16 protein-coding genes are annotated in these 15,835 nt (G+C 69.2%); 8 read left to right on the forward strand and 8 right to left on the reverse strand.

Features of this window, described 5'->3' with window-relative positions; genetic code table 11:
• Positions 1 to 20: 20 nt before the first annotated feature.
• From GGR16_RS21925 to GGR16_RS21955, 7 genes are all read right to left on the reverse strand, one after another.
• Positions 21 to 785, reverse strand: a complete 765-nt coding sequence (locus GGR16_RS21925; protein ID WP_019401614.1) for an SDR family NAD(P)-dependent oxidoreductase — start codon at positions 783 to 785, stop codon at positions 21 to 23.
• A gap of 122 nt (positions 786 to 907) precedes the next feature.
• The gene (locus GGR16_RS21930) at positions 908 to 1,966 is read right to left on the reverse strand and encodes a tagatose 1,6-diphosphate aldolase (protein WP_183318167.1); all 1,059 of its coding nucleotides are present in this window, start codon (positions 1,964 to 1,966) and stop codon (positions 908 to 910) included.
• Positions 1,966 to 2,871, reverse strand: a complete 906-nt coding sequence (locus tag GGR16_RS21935; RefSeq protein ID WP_183318169.1) for a PfkB family carbohydrate kinase — start codon at positions 2,869 to 2,871, stop codon at positions 1,966 to 1,968. The genes GGR16_RS21930 and GGR16_RS21935 overlap by 1 nt, the downstream gene beginning before the upstream one ends.
• The gene (locus GGR16_RS21940; RefSeq protein WP_183318171.1) at positions 2,868 to 4,391 is read right to left on the reverse strand and encodes a tripartite tricarboxylate transporter permease; all 1,524 of its coding nucleotides are present in this window, start codon (positions 4,389 to 4,391) and stop codon (positions 2,868 to 2,870) included. The genes GGR16_RS21935 and GGR16_RS21940 overlap by 4 nt, the downstream gene beginning before the upstream one ends.
• A 6-nt stretch (positions 4,392 to 4,397) precedes the next feature.
• Positions 4,398 to 4,877, reverse strand: coding sequence for a tripartite tricarboxylate transporter TctB family protein (locus GGR16_RS21945; RefSeq protein ID WP_183318173.1), 480 nt, complete (start codon positions 4,875 to 4,877; stop codon positions 4,398 to 4,400).
• Between the two features lie 16 nt (positions 4,878 to 4,893).
• The gene (locus tag GGR16_RS21950; protein WP_019401609.1) at positions 4,894 to 5,886 is read right to left on the reverse strand and encodes a Bug family tripartite tricarboxylate transporter substrate binding protein; all 993 of its coding nucleotides are present in this window, start codon (positions 5,884 to 5,886) and stop codon (positions 4,894 to 4,896) included.
• Positions 5,887 to 5,939: 53 nt separating this feature from the next.
• Positions 5,940 to 6,842, reverse strand: coding sequence for a dihydrodipicolinate synthase family protein (locus GGR16_RS21955; protein ID WP_183318175.1), 903 nt, complete (start codon positions 6,840 to 6,842; stop codon positions 5,940 to 5,942).
• Between the two features lie 185 nt (positions 6,843 to 7,027).
• Between GGR16_RS21955 and GGR16_RS21960 the strand changes: the two genes are divergently transcribed.
• The 8 genes from GGR16_RS21960 to GGR16_RS21995 all read left to right on the forward strand — a co-directional run bounded on the left by GGR16_RS21960 (position 7,028) and on the right by GGR16_RS21995 (position 14,591).
• Positions 7,028 to 7,849 (forward strand): IclR family transcriptional regulator, encoded by an 822-nt coding sequence (locus tag GGR16_RS21960; RefSeq protein ID WP_019401607.1) that lies wholly within the window; start codon positions 7,028 to 7,030, stop codon positions 7,847 to 7,849.
• A 113-nt stretch (positions 7,850 to 7,962) separates the two neighbouring features.
• Positions 7,963 to 8,595 carry an FCD domain-containing protein gene (locus GGR16_RS21965; RefSeq protein ID WP_183318176.1) on the forward strand — a complete coding sequence of 211 codons (633 nt, stop codon included), beginning with the start codon at positions 7,963 to 7,965 and terminating at the stop codon, positions 8,593 to 8,595.
• Positions 8,592 to 9,536: an alpha/beta hydrolase fold domain-containing protein gene (locus GGR16_RS21970; protein ID WP_183318178.1), complete on the forward strand. Its 945-nt coding sequence runs from the start codon at positions 8,592 to 8,594 to the stop codon at positions 9,534 to 9,536. The genes GGR16_RS21965 and GGR16_RS21970 overlap by 4 nt, the downstream gene beginning before the upstream one ends.
• Before the next feature lie 80 nt (positions 9,537 to 9,616).
• Positions 9,617 to 10,879: an ABC transporter substrate-binding protein gene (locus tag GGR16_RS21975; RefSeq protein ID WP_183318180.1), complete on the forward strand. Its 1,263-nt coding sequence runs from the start codon at positions 9,617 to 9,619 to the stop codon at positions 10,877 to 10,879.
• Positions 10,880 to 10,972: 93 nt separating this feature from the next.
• Positions 10,973 to 11,875, forward strand: coding sequence for an ABC transporter permease subunit (locus GGR16_RS21980; RefSeq protein ID WP_183318182.1), 903 nt, complete (start codon positions 10,973 to 10,975; stop codon positions 11,873 to 11,875).
• Entirely contained in the window at positions 11,872 to 12,708 is an 837-nt protein-coding gene (locus GGR16_RS21985) for a carbohydrate ABC transporter permease (protein ID WP_183318184.1), read from the forward strand. The genes GGR16_RS21980 and GGR16_RS21985 overlap by 4 nt, the downstream gene beginning before the upstream one ends.
• Positions 12,705 to 13,595, forward strand: coding sequence for a sugar phosphate isomerase/epimerase family protein (locus tag GGR16_RS21990; protein WP_210289671.1), 891 nt, complete (start codon positions 12,705 to 12,707; stop codon positions 13,593 to 13,595). The genes GGR16_RS21985 and GGR16_RS21990 overlap by 4 nt, the downstream gene beginning before the upstream one ends.
• 3 nt (positions 13,596 to 13,598) lie before the next feature.
• Positions 13,599 to 14,591 (forward strand): Gfo/Idh/MocA family oxidoreductase, encoded by a 993-nt coding sequence (locus tag GGR16_RS21995; RefSeq protein ID WP_183318186.1) that lies wholly within the window; start codon positions 13,599 to 13,601, stop codon positions 14,589 to 14,591.
• Between the two features lie 3 nt (positions 14,592 to 14,594).
• Here the strand turns inward: GGR16_RS21995 and GGR16_RS22000 are convergent, their stop codons facing one another.
• Entirely contained in the window at positions 14,595 to 15,830 is a 1,236-nt protein-coding gene (locus GGR16_RS22000) for an MFS transporter (RefSeq protein ID WP_183318188.1), read from the reverse strand.
• Between the last annotated feature and the right edge of the window lie 5 nt (positions 15,831 to 15,835).

The raw sequence follows: 15,835 nt of genomic DNA on the forward strand, positions 1-15,835 counted from the left end.
TGCGGCTTTTCCCTGGCACATCAGGGCATCAACTGGCCGCCGTTGACCTCGATGACCTGGCCGGTGAGGTAGCCGCTCATGGCCGGCGAGGCGAGGAAGACATAGGCGCCGACGCAGTCCTGCGGCTCGCCGATGCGGCCCATGACGATGGTCTTGCGCATGGCCTCCAGCATCTCGGCCGTCGAGAAGCGCTGGTGGAACGGGGTCATGATGACGCCCGGGGCGACCGCGTTCACGCGGATGTTGTCGCCGGCATATTCCTTGGCCATGTTGCGCGTCAGGTTCGACACGAAGGCCTTGGAGCTCGCGTAGAGCGCCGCGCCCGGACCACCGCCGTTGCGCGCGGCGACCGAACTCGTGTTGATGACGGTGCCGCCGCCGGCCTTCTTGAGATGCGGCACGGCGGCCTTCGAGGCCATCACCACCGAGCGGACGTTGAGGTCGAGCACCCGGTCGTAGAAATCGTCCGTGATCTCGGTCAGCGACATGCGCTGCACGAGGGCGCCGGCATTGTTGATGAGCACGTCGAGCCCGCCGAGAACGCCGGCCGCCTCGTCGACGACGCGGATCGCCTCGGCCGAGGTGCTGACGTCGCCCTTCAGCATGTCGGCCTTGCCGCCCGCCTTGCGGATGGTCTCGACCACCGCCTTGGCATCGTCCTCGCTCGAATTGTAGTGAACGACGACATGGCTGCCGAGCCGGCCGAACTCCACGGCCGTCGCCGCGCCGATGCCGGTGCTCGCGCCGGTGATGAGGACGCGCTTGCCCTTCAGATCATTCAACATATCGGTCTCGTCTCCCTAGACTGGACCGCCGGCGCTGCGGCTCACCCGCAGATCGCCGGCGATCGTTTCCCATCGGTTCGGCGCGAGCCGCCCCGGAGGCGGCGCGCCTCCGGCCCCGCACCTCAGGCAGCCTGCGAACCGAAGCCCGCGTAGCGCCCGGGGAAATCGTGTCCCGCGTCGGCCAGCCCCGGCGCGCCGCCAAAGGCAGCAGCCGTCTGCCACGGCTGCGCGGAATCGTCTGTTAATCGATTTATATCCTTCATATAGCCGATGCCGTCCGACGCCAACTCCCGTTCCATCGCCTGAAGGTCGGGATAATGGCGAAAGGCCTGCCACCAGATGGCACGGCCGGCGAGATAGCCGTTGGCGCCGGCCCGGTAGGCATAGGTGAGAACGCGGCGAAACTCCTCCATCCCCGCACCGGCGCTCAGCATCACCCAGGGCTTATCGATGAGCCCGGCCATGCGCGCAAAGAGCCGCTCGGTCTCCGCCACAGCGGCATCGCTGCCTGCGGGATCCGGCAGGGCCCCGGCTGGCACCGGACTTTCGAGTTTGTAGATGTCGACGCCATAGGCGGGGTCGGCGAAATCCGCGAGGCTCTGCAGCACCAGATCGGGACGCTTCTCGCGATCCTCGATGTAATCCGTCGTGTGGTTGCTGGCGCCCTTGAAGGGATAGACGAGGAGCTCCAGCAGAAAGGCGATGTCGTAGCGCGCGCAGGCCTCGCCCACCTGCCGCACCAGCGCCTGCTGGTGCGCGACGACCTCGCGCGCCGCATCGGGCCGATACCAGAGCAGCAGCTTGACCCCGTCCGCCCCCATGCGCTTGATCTTGCCGACATCCCAGCCGGGATAAAGCCGGGTGCGGCGGCCGCCCTCGTCCTCCTCGAAGCGGAAGTCCTCGAGCGTGATCAGCAGGCCGCGCCGGGCGGGAATGTCGTCGACGGCGCGGCTGTAGCCGTAGTCGGGATCGATCAGCACGGCCGAGCCCAGCGGCGTCAGCACGCGGGCGAGCAGCGCCTTGACGGCGCTGACCTCGTCGTAGCCGGGCTGGCGCGGCGCCAGCTTCTCGCCGAGCGCCTTCAGGATGGGCGGGCGCTGGTCGACGGCGACCATCTTGAAGCGCCCGCTGTCGTCCGCGAGCCTCTTCAGCCCGCGCAGCTTGCCTGCGGAAACAGTCATCATACCTCCTCGGACAAAGACATGAGGGCCGTGACTTCGGCCCGATCCGGAATGCCGGCGCGGCCGCCGCGCCGGGTGCATTTGAGAGCGGAGGCGGCATTGGCGAAGCGCGCCGCGGCGCGCATGTCGCGCCCCTCCGCGATGGCGAGGGCGAAGGCGCCGTGGAAGACGTCGCCCGCGCCGAGGGTGTCGACCGTCTCGACGGTGAAGCCCGGCTCGCGCGTGAGGCGCTCCCCCTCCAGCCAGGCGAAGCCCTCGCCGCCGAGGGTGACGCCGACGCGGCCGGGGCAGACCTGCGCCGCCGACCGGAGCCCCTCGGCGACATCGTCCGTCCCGGCAAAGCGCGTGAGCGCCGGACGCGAGAAGACGGCATAATCCGCGCGCGCGACGAGCCGGTGGGCGACGTCGTCGGACGCCAAGTCCGCATCGAGCACGGCCGGCACGCCGGCCGCCCGGGCCGCATCGAGCACGATCTCGCTCGCGCGCGGCCAGCGCATGTCGGCGAGGACGGCATCCGCCGCCGCGACCTCGGCAAGGGGCAGCCACGCAGGATCGGTGTCGAGCCCGGGGTCGGCGAAGGCGATGATCAGGCGCTCGCCCTCCTTGTCGACGAGCACGCCCGAGACGCCGGAGCGGGCGCCGGGGACGAGCCGGATTTCAGGCCTGACACCCCATTCGCCCAGTTCCTCGACGATGCGCCGGCCCACGGGATCATCGCCGACGCGCGCCCACAGCATGGCCTCGCCGCCGAGGCGCGCCACCGTCACCGCGCCGGTGGCGGCCGGTCCGCCGCCGATCTCGCTGTAGCCGGTGGCGAAGACCTTGATGGGCTCGTCCGGAATGGCGGGCACGGAGAAGATCTTGTCCATCACCGCGATGCCCACGGCGATCACGCGTTTCGTCATGAGTTGTTCTCCGCGGGCTTTGCGGCGCGCGCGCCGCCGCGCAGGAGGCGCAGGCCGGCGAGGCCGAGCGGCACCGCCCAGATGAGGATGGCGGCCACGCCGAGCGCGGCGGCGACCGGGCGCTCGAAGAAGCCGGTGATGTCGCCGCCCGCGATCACCATCGAGGTCAGGAAGTTCTGCTCGAGCAGCGGCCCGAGCACGATGCCGAGGATGATGGGCGCCACGGGGAAGCCGGCGAGGCTGAGCAGGAAGGCGAGGATGCCGAAGCCGAGCATCAGGCCGATGTCGAAGACGGTGTTGTTGATGGCGAAGGAGCCGACGACGCAGAAGAGCAGGATGATCGCCATCAGCTGCGGGCGCGGCACGGTCAGGATGCGGCTCGCGAGCCGGATCGCCGCCCAGCCGAAGGGCAGGAGCAGCAGGTTGGCGATGAGGAAGATGATGAAGACGGCATAGAGCATCTCCGCCTGGGCCTCGAACAGCCGCGGACCGGGGTTGAGCCCCTTCATGAAGAGGACGCCGACGGCGATCGCCGTCACCGCATCGCCCGGGATGCCGAAGACGAGCGCCGGCACCCACGCGCCGGAGAGGCCGCCGTTGTTGGCCGCGCCCGCCTCGATGACGCCTTCGGGATGGCCGTTGCCGAACTTCTCGGGCGTCTTCGAGAAGCGCTTGGCGGTGGCGTAGGAGATCCAGGCGGCGATGTCGCCGCCGGCGCCCGGCAGGACGCCGATCAGCGTGCCCGTGACCGAGCCGCGCGCCACGTTGCGCCAGTAGTGGCGGACGAGGCCGAGGATGCCGCGGAAGATGCCGGTGACCTTCTGCGTCGCGGCGAAGCGCTCACGCGCCGTGCCGCGGACGAGACTGTTCAGGATCTCGGAGACGGCGAACATGCCGATCATGGCGGGGATGAAGCTGATGCCGCCCAGGAGCTCCGTGACGCCCAGGGTGAAGCGGGGCGTGCCGCTGACGCCATCCATGCCGACGCTGGCGATGAAGAGGCCGATGAGCAGGGAGACGAAGCCCCGCACGGGATCGTCCGAGCTCACGAAGGCGGCGCAGGACAGGCCGATGAGCGCGAGCCAGAAATATTCGAAGCTCGAGAACTGCAGGGCGATGCGCGCCAGCGCCGGCGCCGCGAGGATGAGGACGACGGTGCCGACGATGCCGCCGATGACCGAGGAGACGAGGCTCGCACCGAGCGCCTGCGCACCGAGCCCGCGCTTCGTCATGGCGAAGGTCTCGTCCGTATAGGCGGCCGAGGCAGGCGTGCCGGGAATGCGCAGGAGGCAGCCCGGAATGTCGCCGGCCGTGATTGCCATCGCCGTGCAGGCCACGATGGCGGCGACGGCCGGCAGGGGATCCATGAAGAAGGTGATCGGCACGAGCAGCGCCGTGGCCATGGTCGCCGTGAGGCCGGGGACGGCACCGACGAACAGGCCGAACAGCGAGGCGAGCACCACCGTGAGAAGCACCTGCGGATCGAGCACGAGCCCGACCGCCTGGATGACCGAATGCATGAGCGCTCACCCGAAAAGGGGTTGCAGCAGCCCGGCCGGCAGCGGCACCAGCAGCAGGCGGACGAACAGGAAATAGACGCCGAGCGTCAGGAGGAACCCGAGGACGACCGCCTGCACCAGTCTCACGCCGAGCAGCAGCATGAAGCCGGCGAGATAGGTGCCGAGAAGCGGCACAAAGCCGATGGGCTCGAAAGCCCGGATGATGACGATGAGCCCCGCGACGAGCCAGACGAGCGCGCCCCAGTAGGGCCGCGTCGCGGCCGGCGCGGGCGGCCCCGCCCCCTCGCCCACCGCCTCCGGCGCGGCAAAGAAGCCGCGCAGGGCGATGATGAGCCCGGCGACGATGAGCCCGCCGCCGACGAGCGAGGGGAAGAAGCCGGGCCCGTAGGCCTGGCCGATCATCGGAGGAATGGACGCCGCCTGAACGACGACGCCCGCCCCGAAGGCCGCGAAGAGCAAGCCCGCGGCGACATCCACCTTGCGCATGGAAGGAGCCTTCGCCCTATTGCTTGGCGAGGCCGGCGGCCTTCATGGCTTCGCCGAAGCGTTCATCCATCTGCTTGAGGTAACTCGCGAAATCAGGACCGCCGGCATATTCGATGCCGAACTTGCGGGCGTCCATGAACTTCACGAATTCCGGATCCTTCACGACCTTGGCCATGGCCTTCGAGAGCGCCTCGACGACCTCCTCCGGCATGCCCTTGGGGCCGGCGACACCACGCCAGGCGCCGAGGCTCCAGTCGACGCCGAGCGTCTCCTTGATGGTCGGCACGTCGGGGAAGGCGGGGTCACGCTCGGGGCGCATCAGGGCGAGCGTCTTCACCTCCCCGGCATCGACCATGGTCTGCGCCTCGGGCATCGTCGTCGTGACGATGTCGATGGCCTTCGAGGTGAGGAGCTGCAGCGAGGGCGCCGAACCGTCCGTCGGCACCCACGGCGCGTCCTGGGCCTTGAGGCCGATGGCGTTGAGCAGGCCAACGAAGGACAGATGCGCCGCGCCGCCCTGGTTGGCGCCAGAGGCCTTGTGCTTGCCGGGGGCCGCCTTGATCGCCTCGACGAGGTCCTTGATCGTGGCCGGCCCGTCCTTGCGCACGTGCACGCCCTGCGGATCGGTGTTGTAGAGGGCGATGAGGCTGTAGCTGTCGTAGTTCAGCGCCGAGGTGCCGAGCCAGTGATACATCGACAGCTCGGTCGTGACGACGCCGATGGTGTAGCCGTCCGCCTTGGCATTGGCGATCTCGGTGTGGCCGACGATGCCGCCGCCGCCGGTGCGGTTGACGACCGACACGGGCTTGCCGAGCTCCTTCTCGAGCAGGCTCGCGACGATGCGCGCCGTCGCGTCGGTGCCGCCGCCAGCGCTCCACGGCACGATCATGGTGACGGGCCGCTCCGGCCAGGCGGCGAGCGCCGGCCCGGCAAAGGCGAGCGAGACCGCCGCGGCCATGGCGACCCGGCGCGTCAGGGATATGCGCGAGAACGATTTGCGCGAGAACATGGACGTTTCCTCCAACCCGATATGCTTTTGCTTTTTTGAACAGGAGGCGGCCTTCAGGCCGCCTTTGCCTTGACGGCGACGCCGAGGCCCGCGAGCGCCGCACGGATCGCCTCGCGCTGGGCGGGCGAGGCCGGCGGCATGGGCGCGCGCGGCTCCATGGCGTTCACGCCCTGCAGGCTCTGGGCGTATTTCGTGCAGGCCGGCAGGTTGTCCGAGACCATGGCGTTCCACAGCGCCAGCAGCTTGACGTGGAGATCGAGCGCGCGCGGGTGGTCGCCGGCCTTCACCGCGTCCCACAGGTCGACAGACGCCTTGGGCGCCGCGGCGAGGATCGCGGCGATCGAGCCATGGGCGCCGAGCGTGTAGGAGGGATACATCAGCGCGTCGACGGCGCTGAAGATCAGCTTGTCGGCGAGGTTCTCGGCCATGAGATCGGCGAAGAGCTTGAGATCGCCGGCGCTCTGCTTGACGCCGACCACCATCGGCACCTCGCGCATGATGCGAGCGAGCAGCTTCGGCGACAGATAGGTCCAGGGCACCACGTTGTAGATGATGATCGGCAGGCCGGTCTCGTCGGCGAGCGCCCGGAAGTGGCGCACCATCGCCTCGTCGTCCGGCTTGAAAAGATAGTGCACCGGCGTGACCTGCAGGGCGGCGACGCCCATGTCGCGCACCAGCTTGCCGCGGCGGATCGCGTCGCGCGTGCTGTCGACAATGATGCCGGCGATCACCGGCGCCCGCCCGGCGGTGGCGGCGACCGTCGCGCCGATGAGATCGCGGAACTCCTCCGGGTCGAGCGTATGGCCCTCGCCGGTCGAGCCGCCGGCGGCGAGGCCGTGCGCGCCGGCCGCGACAAGAAAGTCCACCTGCCCAGCCACGGCCTCCAGCGCCATCGCCCCATCGGTCCGAAACGGCGTCGTCATCGGCGGAATGACACCTGCGAGTTTCGTATGCATTTCAGCTCCCTAGTCCGAATATCGGATCTTTATTCCGCATAGCAGACTTTATCGAGCTTCCGAGCCGACCGTCAACACGGAATCGGATTTCGCATCCATCAAGGCCAACAAACGGCTCGAAAGAGCTTGACGGCCCCCACAAATTTGCCGATATGTTCCGCATCGTGGAATGAACGAGGCAACGCGTGACGCGGACCCAGCGCAAGGATCTGGTCAACTCGCTCGGCAAGATGGCAAGCATCCTGCAGTGCTTCACCAAGCACGACCGGACGCTGACGCTCGGCATGATCCAGGCGCGGACCGGCTATCCCAAGGCCACGGCCCACCGGCTGCTCGCGACGATGAAGGAGATCGGTTTCATCGAGCAGGACCGCGACCGGGAACGCTATCGCCTCGGCCTCAAGCTGTTCGAACTCGGCAGCCTCTATCTCGCCAACCTCGACCTGCACCGCGAGGCGCAGCCGCATGTCGACCGGCTCGCCAAGTTGAGCGGCGAGGTGGTGCATCTCTGCATCTTCGACGGCCTCCACGCCGTCTTCGTCGACCGGAAGGAGATGGACAGCGGCCCGAGCTCGCTCGTCATGACCATCGAGGGCGCGCCGGTCTATTGCACGGGGGTCGGCAAGGCCATCCTCGCCTTCCAGGACGAGGCGACGCTGGAGCGCGTCATCGCGGCCGGGCTCAAGGCCTTCACGGAAAGCACGATCGTCGATCCCCAGCGACTGCGCGAGGAGATGGCGGCGACGCGCAAGCGCGGCCACTCCATCGACTGGTCCGAACACCAGCGCAACCTCAACTGCGTCGCCGCCCCGATCCGCAACGCCTCGGGCAGCGTCTTCGCCTCGATCAGCGTCTCCGGCCCGGCCGAGCGCATCTCGCCGGCGCGCATCCCCGTGCTCGGCGAACTCGTCATCGAGACGGCCGACACCATCTCGCGCGCACTCGGCTGGACAGCGCCCGCGAAGCAGGCGGAAAGCCACTCCGCCCCACGCGCCGCCGCGTCCTGAGGCCATCGCCACCTCGATCATTCCGGCCGCCCGGCAGGCGCCGTCTTGTCAGGCTACGCCGTTTGGATTATCAATATCAATATCGATAATAAGAAAGCAGGGAGGATTCGGACGTGCGTCCGCGCGAGGCAGCCTATTCGGCGGTCAAACGCCGCATCATCCTCAACGACCTGCAGCCCGGCATCGCCCTGACCGAGCTCGGCCTCGCGCGCGAGCTCGGCTGCAGCCAGGGCACGGTGCGGGAGGCGCTGCTGCGCCTGCAGGAGGACGGGCTCGTCATCCGCAGCGGCCATCGCGGCACCACCGTCACGCCGCTCGACCCGGAAGAGGCCGACGAGATCATCGCGCTCCGGCGCCGCATCGAGATGCGCGGGGCCGTGCGCGCCGCGGCGGCGGTGACGGACGGCGCGCTGCAGGAGCTGCAGGCCCTGCAGGACGAGATGGAGCGGGTCGCGAGCGCCGGCGACCAGTACCGGCTCATCGAGCTCGACACCGATTTCCACCTCGCCATCTTCCGCCTCGCGGGCCTGCAGGCGCTGGAGCAGATCCTCGTGCGCTGCATCCTGCATTCGCACCGGCAGAAGCTGTGGGAGCCGCGCCATCGCCGGCCGCTGCTCGAAACGGCGCGCCGGCACCAGCCCATCTACGAGCGCCTCGCCGCGCGCGACGGCGCCGGCCTCGCCGAGGCGCTCGGCCACCACATCGACACCATCGTCGACGTTTCCTCGGAGCGTCAGTCAGCATGACCCTGCCCCTCGACCCGCATTTCCAGCCCATCTACGAGCGCATGCGCGCGGCGCCCGCCGTCGACTACCGCGCCATGGCGATGGGCGAGGCCCGACGGACTTTCGAAGAGCTGGCGAAGCCTTGGAACGTGGGCGCGCCGGAGCTTGCCGCCGTGCGTGACCTCACCGTCCCCACGGCCGCCGGCGGCATGCGGGCACGGCTCTACGAGCCGCAGGCGGACGCGCTCACGAACGGCCTCGTCGTCTTCGTGCACGGCGGCGGCTGGACCTTCGGCTCCATCGACACGCACGACGGCACCATGCGCAACCTGGCCGCGGCCTCGGGCTGCGCCGTCTTCGGCATGGATTATCGCCTCGCCCCAGAGCATCCCTTCCCCGCGCCGCTCGACGACGTCCTCGCCGCCCTCGCCTTTGCGGCCGACGGCGGGCTCGGCCGGCCCGTCGACATGGCGCGCATCGCGCTCGCTGGCGATTCGGCCGGGGCGAATCTCGCGCTCGCCGCCCTCCTCGCCCGGCGCGACAAGGGGCAGGCGCTGCCGGCAACGGCCGCCCTGTTCTACGGCTGCTATGCGCCGATCTTCGACACGGCGAGCCATGAACGCCTCGGCGACGGCAGCTTCTTCCTCGGTACCGCGATCATGCAGTGGTACTGGGGCAACTTCCTCGGCGCCCTGCCGGCGGACACGGCCGAGCTCGCCGTCCCGCTGCGCGCCGAGCTCGACGGCCTGCCGCCGCTCTATCTCAATGCGGCGGGGCTTGATCCGCTGCTCGACGACACGCTGCTGCTCGCCGAAAAGCTCGCCCACACCGGCATTCCCTTCCGCCTCGACGTGTCACCCGGCGTCGTCCACGGCTTCCTGCGCATGACGCGCGAGCTGCCGGCGGCGCGGGCGGCCATCGCGGCGGGGGCAGCGCATATCAGGGAGGTGTTCGGCCGGTAGGAGGCGGCAACTCCCCTCGGCCGCGAGGGAATCGGGGCGGCACCCCAGACAACAACACGCAAAGAACCGGAGGAGAGGACATGACCAAGGACAACATGACCCGCAAAAAGGGCATCGGGCGGCGCAGGTTCCTGCAGCTCGCCGGCGCGGGCGTGCTTGCCGCGCCCTTCGCGGGCAGCTTTCCCGCCCCGGCCGTCGCGCAGGGCGTGACGGTGCGCTGGTGGTACCATTTCGACAATCCGCAGCACTCGCCGGCCGAGCTCGTCGCGAAGTTCGAGAAGGAGAACCCCGGCATCAAGGTCGTCGCCGAAAGCATTCCGTGGGGCGGCGGCAACGACTACTACACGCGCCTCTTCGCCGCGCTCGTCGCGGGCAATGCGCCCGACTGCGCCATGGTGAAGCTCAACAACCAGGCCCGCCTCGTGGAGATGGGAGTGCTCGAGCCGCTCGACGACATGCTCAAGGGCTGGAACGCGCGCACCGACATCACCGAGGACATCTGGCAGCTCAACAAGGCGAGCGACGGCAAGCAGTATTATCTGCCGCTGCAGTACGTGGTGCTCTATCTCTACTACCGGCCGGATCTCTTCGAGCAGGCCGGCGTCGCAGCGCCGCGCACGTTCGACGACTTCCTCAAGGCGGCGAAGGCGCTCACCAAGGACGGCGTCTTCGGCTTCGGCATGCGCGGCGGCGCCGGCGGCCACGACCATTGGGGGCCGTTCGTCCTCGGCGGCGGCGCCAATTTCCGCAAGGGCGGCATGGTGAGCGACAAGGCGCTCGCCGCCAACCGCTGGTTCGTCGACCTCGGCACCAAGGAGAAAGTCTTCCCGCCGTCCGCGCCGACCGACGGCTTCCGCCAGATCATCGACGGCTTCAAGGCGGGCCGCACCGCCATGACCATCCACCACGTCGGCTCGTCCAACGAGATGGTGGAGGCGCTCGGCGACAAGGTCTCGGCCGTGCCGGTGCCGCGCGGGCCCGACGGCAACGGCTGGACCTCCTTCGGCGACGAATCGAACGCCGTCTTCTCGGCAAGCGCCAACAAGGAGGCCGCCTTCAAGTGGATCACCTTCCTGTCCACGGCCGAGAACAACGTCACCTTCAACGGCTTCACCGGCCAGCTCACCGTGACCACCTCGGGCATGGCGGACTGGAAGCTGCATCCCAAGCGCTTCGTCGAGGCGAGCGAACAGTCGCTCGCCATGGCCGGCGTGCTGCCGGACAGCCCCAAGACGGCGGATTTCGTGCGCACCGTCTGGCCGACCAACATGCAGCGCGCGCTGCTCGGCCAGATCAGCCCCGATGACATGATGCAGGCCATCGAGAAGCACTTCCACGGTTGATGGTGGCGGGGGGCCCCCCTGGCCCCCCCGCCGACCCCGGGTGGAGCGCGGCGCAATACCGCCTCCACCCGCCTTTTTCCGGAGTTTCGGCCCGTGACGAGCCTCGTGACGGCGGGAGCGCGCTCGCGCGCGCTCATGACGCCCTATGCCTTCCTGCTGCCCGCCCTCGTGGTCACGGCGGCGGTCATCCTCTTTCCCGTCCTGCAGACAGCGTGGATGAGCCTGCACGATTTCGTGCTCTTCCGCCCGCGGGACGTGCCCTTCATCGGCCTCGGCAATTTCGCGCGCATGTGGGACGACGAGGTCTTCTGGATCTCGCTCGGCCATTCCTTCCTCTGGATCGCGCTCGTCGTCGGCTTCCAGTTCCTGCTCGGGCTCGGTGCCGCGCTGCTCCTCAACGAGAGCTTCTGGTGGCGCGGCATCGCGCGCTCGCTGATCATCGTGCCCTGGGCCCTGCCGAGCGTCATCATCGGCCTGATGTGGACGTGGATGTACGACTTCAACGTCGGCGTCATCAACGACGGGCTCCTGCGGCTCGGCCTCATCTCCGAGCCGGTCGCCTGGCTCGCGCAGCCCGACACTGCCTTCTACGCCGTCATCCTCGCCCTCATCTGGCAGGGCTTTCCTTTCTTCGCCGTCGTCGTGCTCGCCGGCCTGCAGACGATCCCCGCCGAGCTCTACGAGGCGGCCGAGATCGACGGGGCGAGCCGCTTCCAGAAGCTCGTCTACGTCACCCTGCCGTCGATCTCCGAGGTGATCGCAACCGCGCTCCTGCTGCGCACCATCTGGGTGGCGAACTCGCTCGACGTGATCCTCGTCATGACCGGCGGCGGGCCGGGCTACGCCACCCACACCTTGCCGCTCTACGCCTTCCTCAAGGCCTACAGCGGCATGGAATTCGGCTATGGCGCGGCGCTCGCGCTGGTGCTCACGGCGCTCCTGCTCGTCGTCGTCTTCATCTATGTGCGCCGCGTGGCGCGGGAGCTCAGCCGATGATCGAACGCCGCTCCCGCCTCGCCCGCATCGTCCAGGTGGAGATCCCCGTCCTCCTCATCGTGCTCTTCGCGCTCGCGCCCTACGCCTGGATGGTGATCACCTCCTTCAAGCCCAACGAGGAGATCGCGCGCTGGCCGGTCGAGTACTGGCCGAGCGCGGGCACGCTGCAGCACTACCGGGACCTCCTCGCCCGCACGACCTTCGCCGGCAATCTCGCCAACAGCTTCATCGTCGCCGTCGGCGCGGTCACGGTCGGGCTTCTCGTCAGCGTGCCGGCGGCCTATGCCTTCTCACGCTTCCGCTTTCGCGGCCGGCGCTTCCTGATGGTGCAGTTCCTGGTCGTGAACATGTTCCCGATCGTGCTCATCATCATCCCGCTCTTCGTGCTGATGCGCATGCTCGGGCTGCTCGACACCTTTCTCGGCGTCATCGCCGGGCACTCGACCTTCGCCATCCCGTTCTCGATCTGGATGATGACGAGCTACATGAACGCGATCCCGCCCGAGCTCGACGAGGCGGCGATCATGGACGGGGCGAGCCGGCTGCAGACCATCCGCCTCGTCATCCTGCCCATCGTCATGCCCGGCATCGTGACGACGGGCATCTACATCTTCGTCACCTCGTGGAACGAATACCTCTTCGCGATGATGCTGTCGGGCCAGAACGTGCGCACCGTCACGGTGGCCCTGCAGCTCTTCATCGGCGAATTCACGGTGCAATGGGGCCTGCTCACGGCGGGCGGAACGCTCGTCGCCATCCCCGTCACCATCCTCTTCCTCCTCGTACAACGGCGGCTCGTGGGCGGTCTCACGGCCGGTGCGGTGAAGTCATGACCATGAAAACGAACCCGATCGGCATCATCTCCATGTTCTATGCCCGGCCCTTCGGCCGCGAGCATTTCGCAACCTTCGCCCGGGCGAAGAAGGCCGGCTGCGACTTCGTCGAGCTGCTGGTGCCCGAGCCCGGCGAGCTCGATCTCGCCGAGACCAAAGCGGCGCTCGCCGACAACGGTCTCGGCGTGGTGCTGGCCGCCCGCGTCAGCCTCGCCCGCGACATTTCGAGCGCCGACGAGGGCGCCCGACAGGCGGGCATCCGCTATCTCGGCACCTGCGTCGAGACCGCGACGGCGCTTGGCGCGACCATCGTCGGCGGGCCGCTCTACGGCGCACCGATGGTCTTCGCCGGGCGCCCGCCCGCACCGGTCGCGGAGGACGAGCGCAAGCGGCGCATCGACCGCGTCGTCATCGGCCTGAAGGAGGCGAGCCTCAAAGCCGAAAATGCCGGCGTCACCTTCGGGCTCGAGCCGCTCAACCGCTTCGAGACGGACATCGCCAACACCACGCGCCACGGTCTCGCCATCGCCGAGGCTGTCTCCTCGCCGGCGCTCGGCGTGATGCTCGACACCTTCCACATGAACATGGAGGATCCCTCTATCCCCGATGCCATCCGCCGCGCCGGCAAGTGGCTCGTGCACTTCCAGGCCAACGAGAACAACCGCGGCTTCGTCGGATCCGGCCATATCGACTGGCCGGCGGTGGCGCGCGCCCTCGTCGACGTCGGCTACGCTGGGCCGATCACGCTCGAGCCATTCCGCCGCGACGACGAGCGGCCGGGGGTGCCGCTCGCCCAATGGCGCGCGCCGCAGCGCGATGAGGACGCTGAGCTCGCCCACAGCGTCGCCTATCTCAAGGCCGCGCTCGCCTTTGCCGGGAGGGCCTGAGCCATGACCATCCGCATCGGCTGGATCGGCTGCGGCACGCATGCCAACGAGATGCTGCTGCCGCAGCTCATCCGCCACAAGGTCACCATCGCCGCCCTCTGCGACACCGACGAGGCGCGGCTCGCCCAAACTGCGGCACGCTACGGTGTCCCGGCGCAGAACACGACGCGCGACTGGCAGGCGCTGCTGGCGCGCGAGGACATCGATGCCGTCGGCGTCGCTGCGGGCCCTGCCGTACACTTCGCCGTCGGCATGGCGGCGATGGCCCGCAAGCTGCCCGTGTTCATCGAGAAGCCGCCGGCGGCGAGCGCGCGCGAGGCCGAAGAGCTGGCCGAGGCCTCGAAGGCCGCGGACGTGCCCGTCGTGCTCGGCTTCATGAAGCGCTATTCGACGGCGAACCGCATCGCCGCCAATGTCGTCGCCCGGCCCGAATTCGGCACGCCGGCGAGCTTCCTCGGCGAGTACATGACGGCGCCAACCTATTTCGAGAAGGACCCGGACTACACCGGCTTCTACCTGCACCATTGCGTGCATTATCTCGACCTTGTGCCGTGGCTGATGGGCGAAGTCGCCGATATCGGCGTGCGCCGACACGAGCTTGCGCCCGGCAAGCTGCTGCTGCACGTCGACTTCCGCTTCGCGAGCGGCGGCATCGGCACGCTCGTCATGGGCACGCACCAGTCGCGCGGCACGCCGATGGAATGGTGGCAGGTGATGGCCGACCACCAGCGCGTCGAGGTGCGCAACGTGCACGAGGTCCGCTACTACCGCGCGCCGCCCTTCAAGGTGAGCCGCACGGACGCGAGCCTCGTCGACGGCGAGGACACGCTCGTCTGGGAGCCGAACCTGACGGTCGCCGCCAACGAGGACCACAAGGGCTATCACGCCCTGATCGGTGACTTCCTCGCGGTGGTACGAGGTGAGCAGCGCGACGTGCCCGACGCCGCCGCCGGGGCGCGGGCGATGCGGCTGCTGGAGGCGATCGTCAAGGGATGAGGCTTACCGGGTGGCCTCCCGGCGCGACAGCGCCGCGGCCACCCAGAAGCCGACGGCGAGAAGGCTGCCTCCGGCGATGATGCCGACGAGCACCGCATCGTAGGATCCGGCTGCGGCCCATATGGCTGCGGCGCCCACGGGCGCGAAGGCCTTGGCCACGGTGGCGGGCGCCGTGAGCGCGCCGTTGACGGCGCCGTAGGCGTCGCGCGTCAGCATCTCCGGCACGGCGAGGCCGCGCACGATGGTCATGATGCCGTTGGCGCCGCCATAGAGCGCGGCGACCACGGCGATGAGCGCGAAGCTCGGCGGCAGTGCGGCGAGCATCAGGAGCGCGAGCGGAAAGACGGCGACGACCGCCGAGCCGATCGCCCTCACCGAGGCGCGCGCGGCGAACAGCCAGACGAGAACGCGCCCCGTCACCTGCGCCGGGCCGATGATCGCCATGGCCGCCACCACCGAGGCGGATGCAAAGCCCTTTTCCGTCAGCAGCGGATAGAGATGGAAGGTGAAGGCCGAGAAGGTCGCGGCATAGGCGGTGAAGGCGAGCGCCAGGGCCCAGAAGACCGGGCGACGCACCGCGGCGGCGACGGCGGCGCGCCCGCCGGGCGGCGGGGCCGCATCGGCGTGGCGCACCGGCATGGCATCGGCCCTCGGATCGATGACCGCCGCATAGAGGCCTGCGCAGACGAGGAGATTGACGGCGCCGAGGACCATGAGCGCCCCGCGCCAGCCGAGGCCGGACAGCAGCAATTCGACGAGCGGGATGAAGACGGTGGAGGCGAAGCCGCCCCACAGGCTCAGCGCCGTGATGCCGGCCCGGGCCTCGCCCGCGCCCGTGCGGCGCGCGACAACGGCGAAGGCGGCCTCGTAGAGCGTCGCGGCCTGCAGGGCACCGATGCCGGCGACGGCGAGATAGAAGACCGGCAGGCTCTCGACCTGCGACCACAGGAGCAGCAGCAGCCCGGCGAGCGCCGAGCCACCGGCCATCACCGCGCGGCCGTGGCCGCGATCGATGGCCGAGCCGACGGGATAGGCGGCGAGGCCGCCGAGCACGAGCCCGAGCGTCGCCGCGCCGTAGAGCTGCGGCTTGTCCCAGCCGAGATCGCGGCCCATCGCCTCCGCGATCTGGGGGAAGCTGTAGTAGAGCGAGCCCCACGAGCAGATCTGGCCGATGCCGAGGCCGGTGATGAAGAAGCTGCGCCCACCGGCGGGCGCGGTGGCGGGCGCAGCTGTCGTCATGGCAG

The organism is Chelatococcus caeni (assembly GCF_014196925.1).
GTDB lineage: Bacteria > Pseudomonadota > Alphaproteobacteria > Rhizobiales > Beijerinckiaceae > Chelatococcus_A > Chelatococcus_A caeni.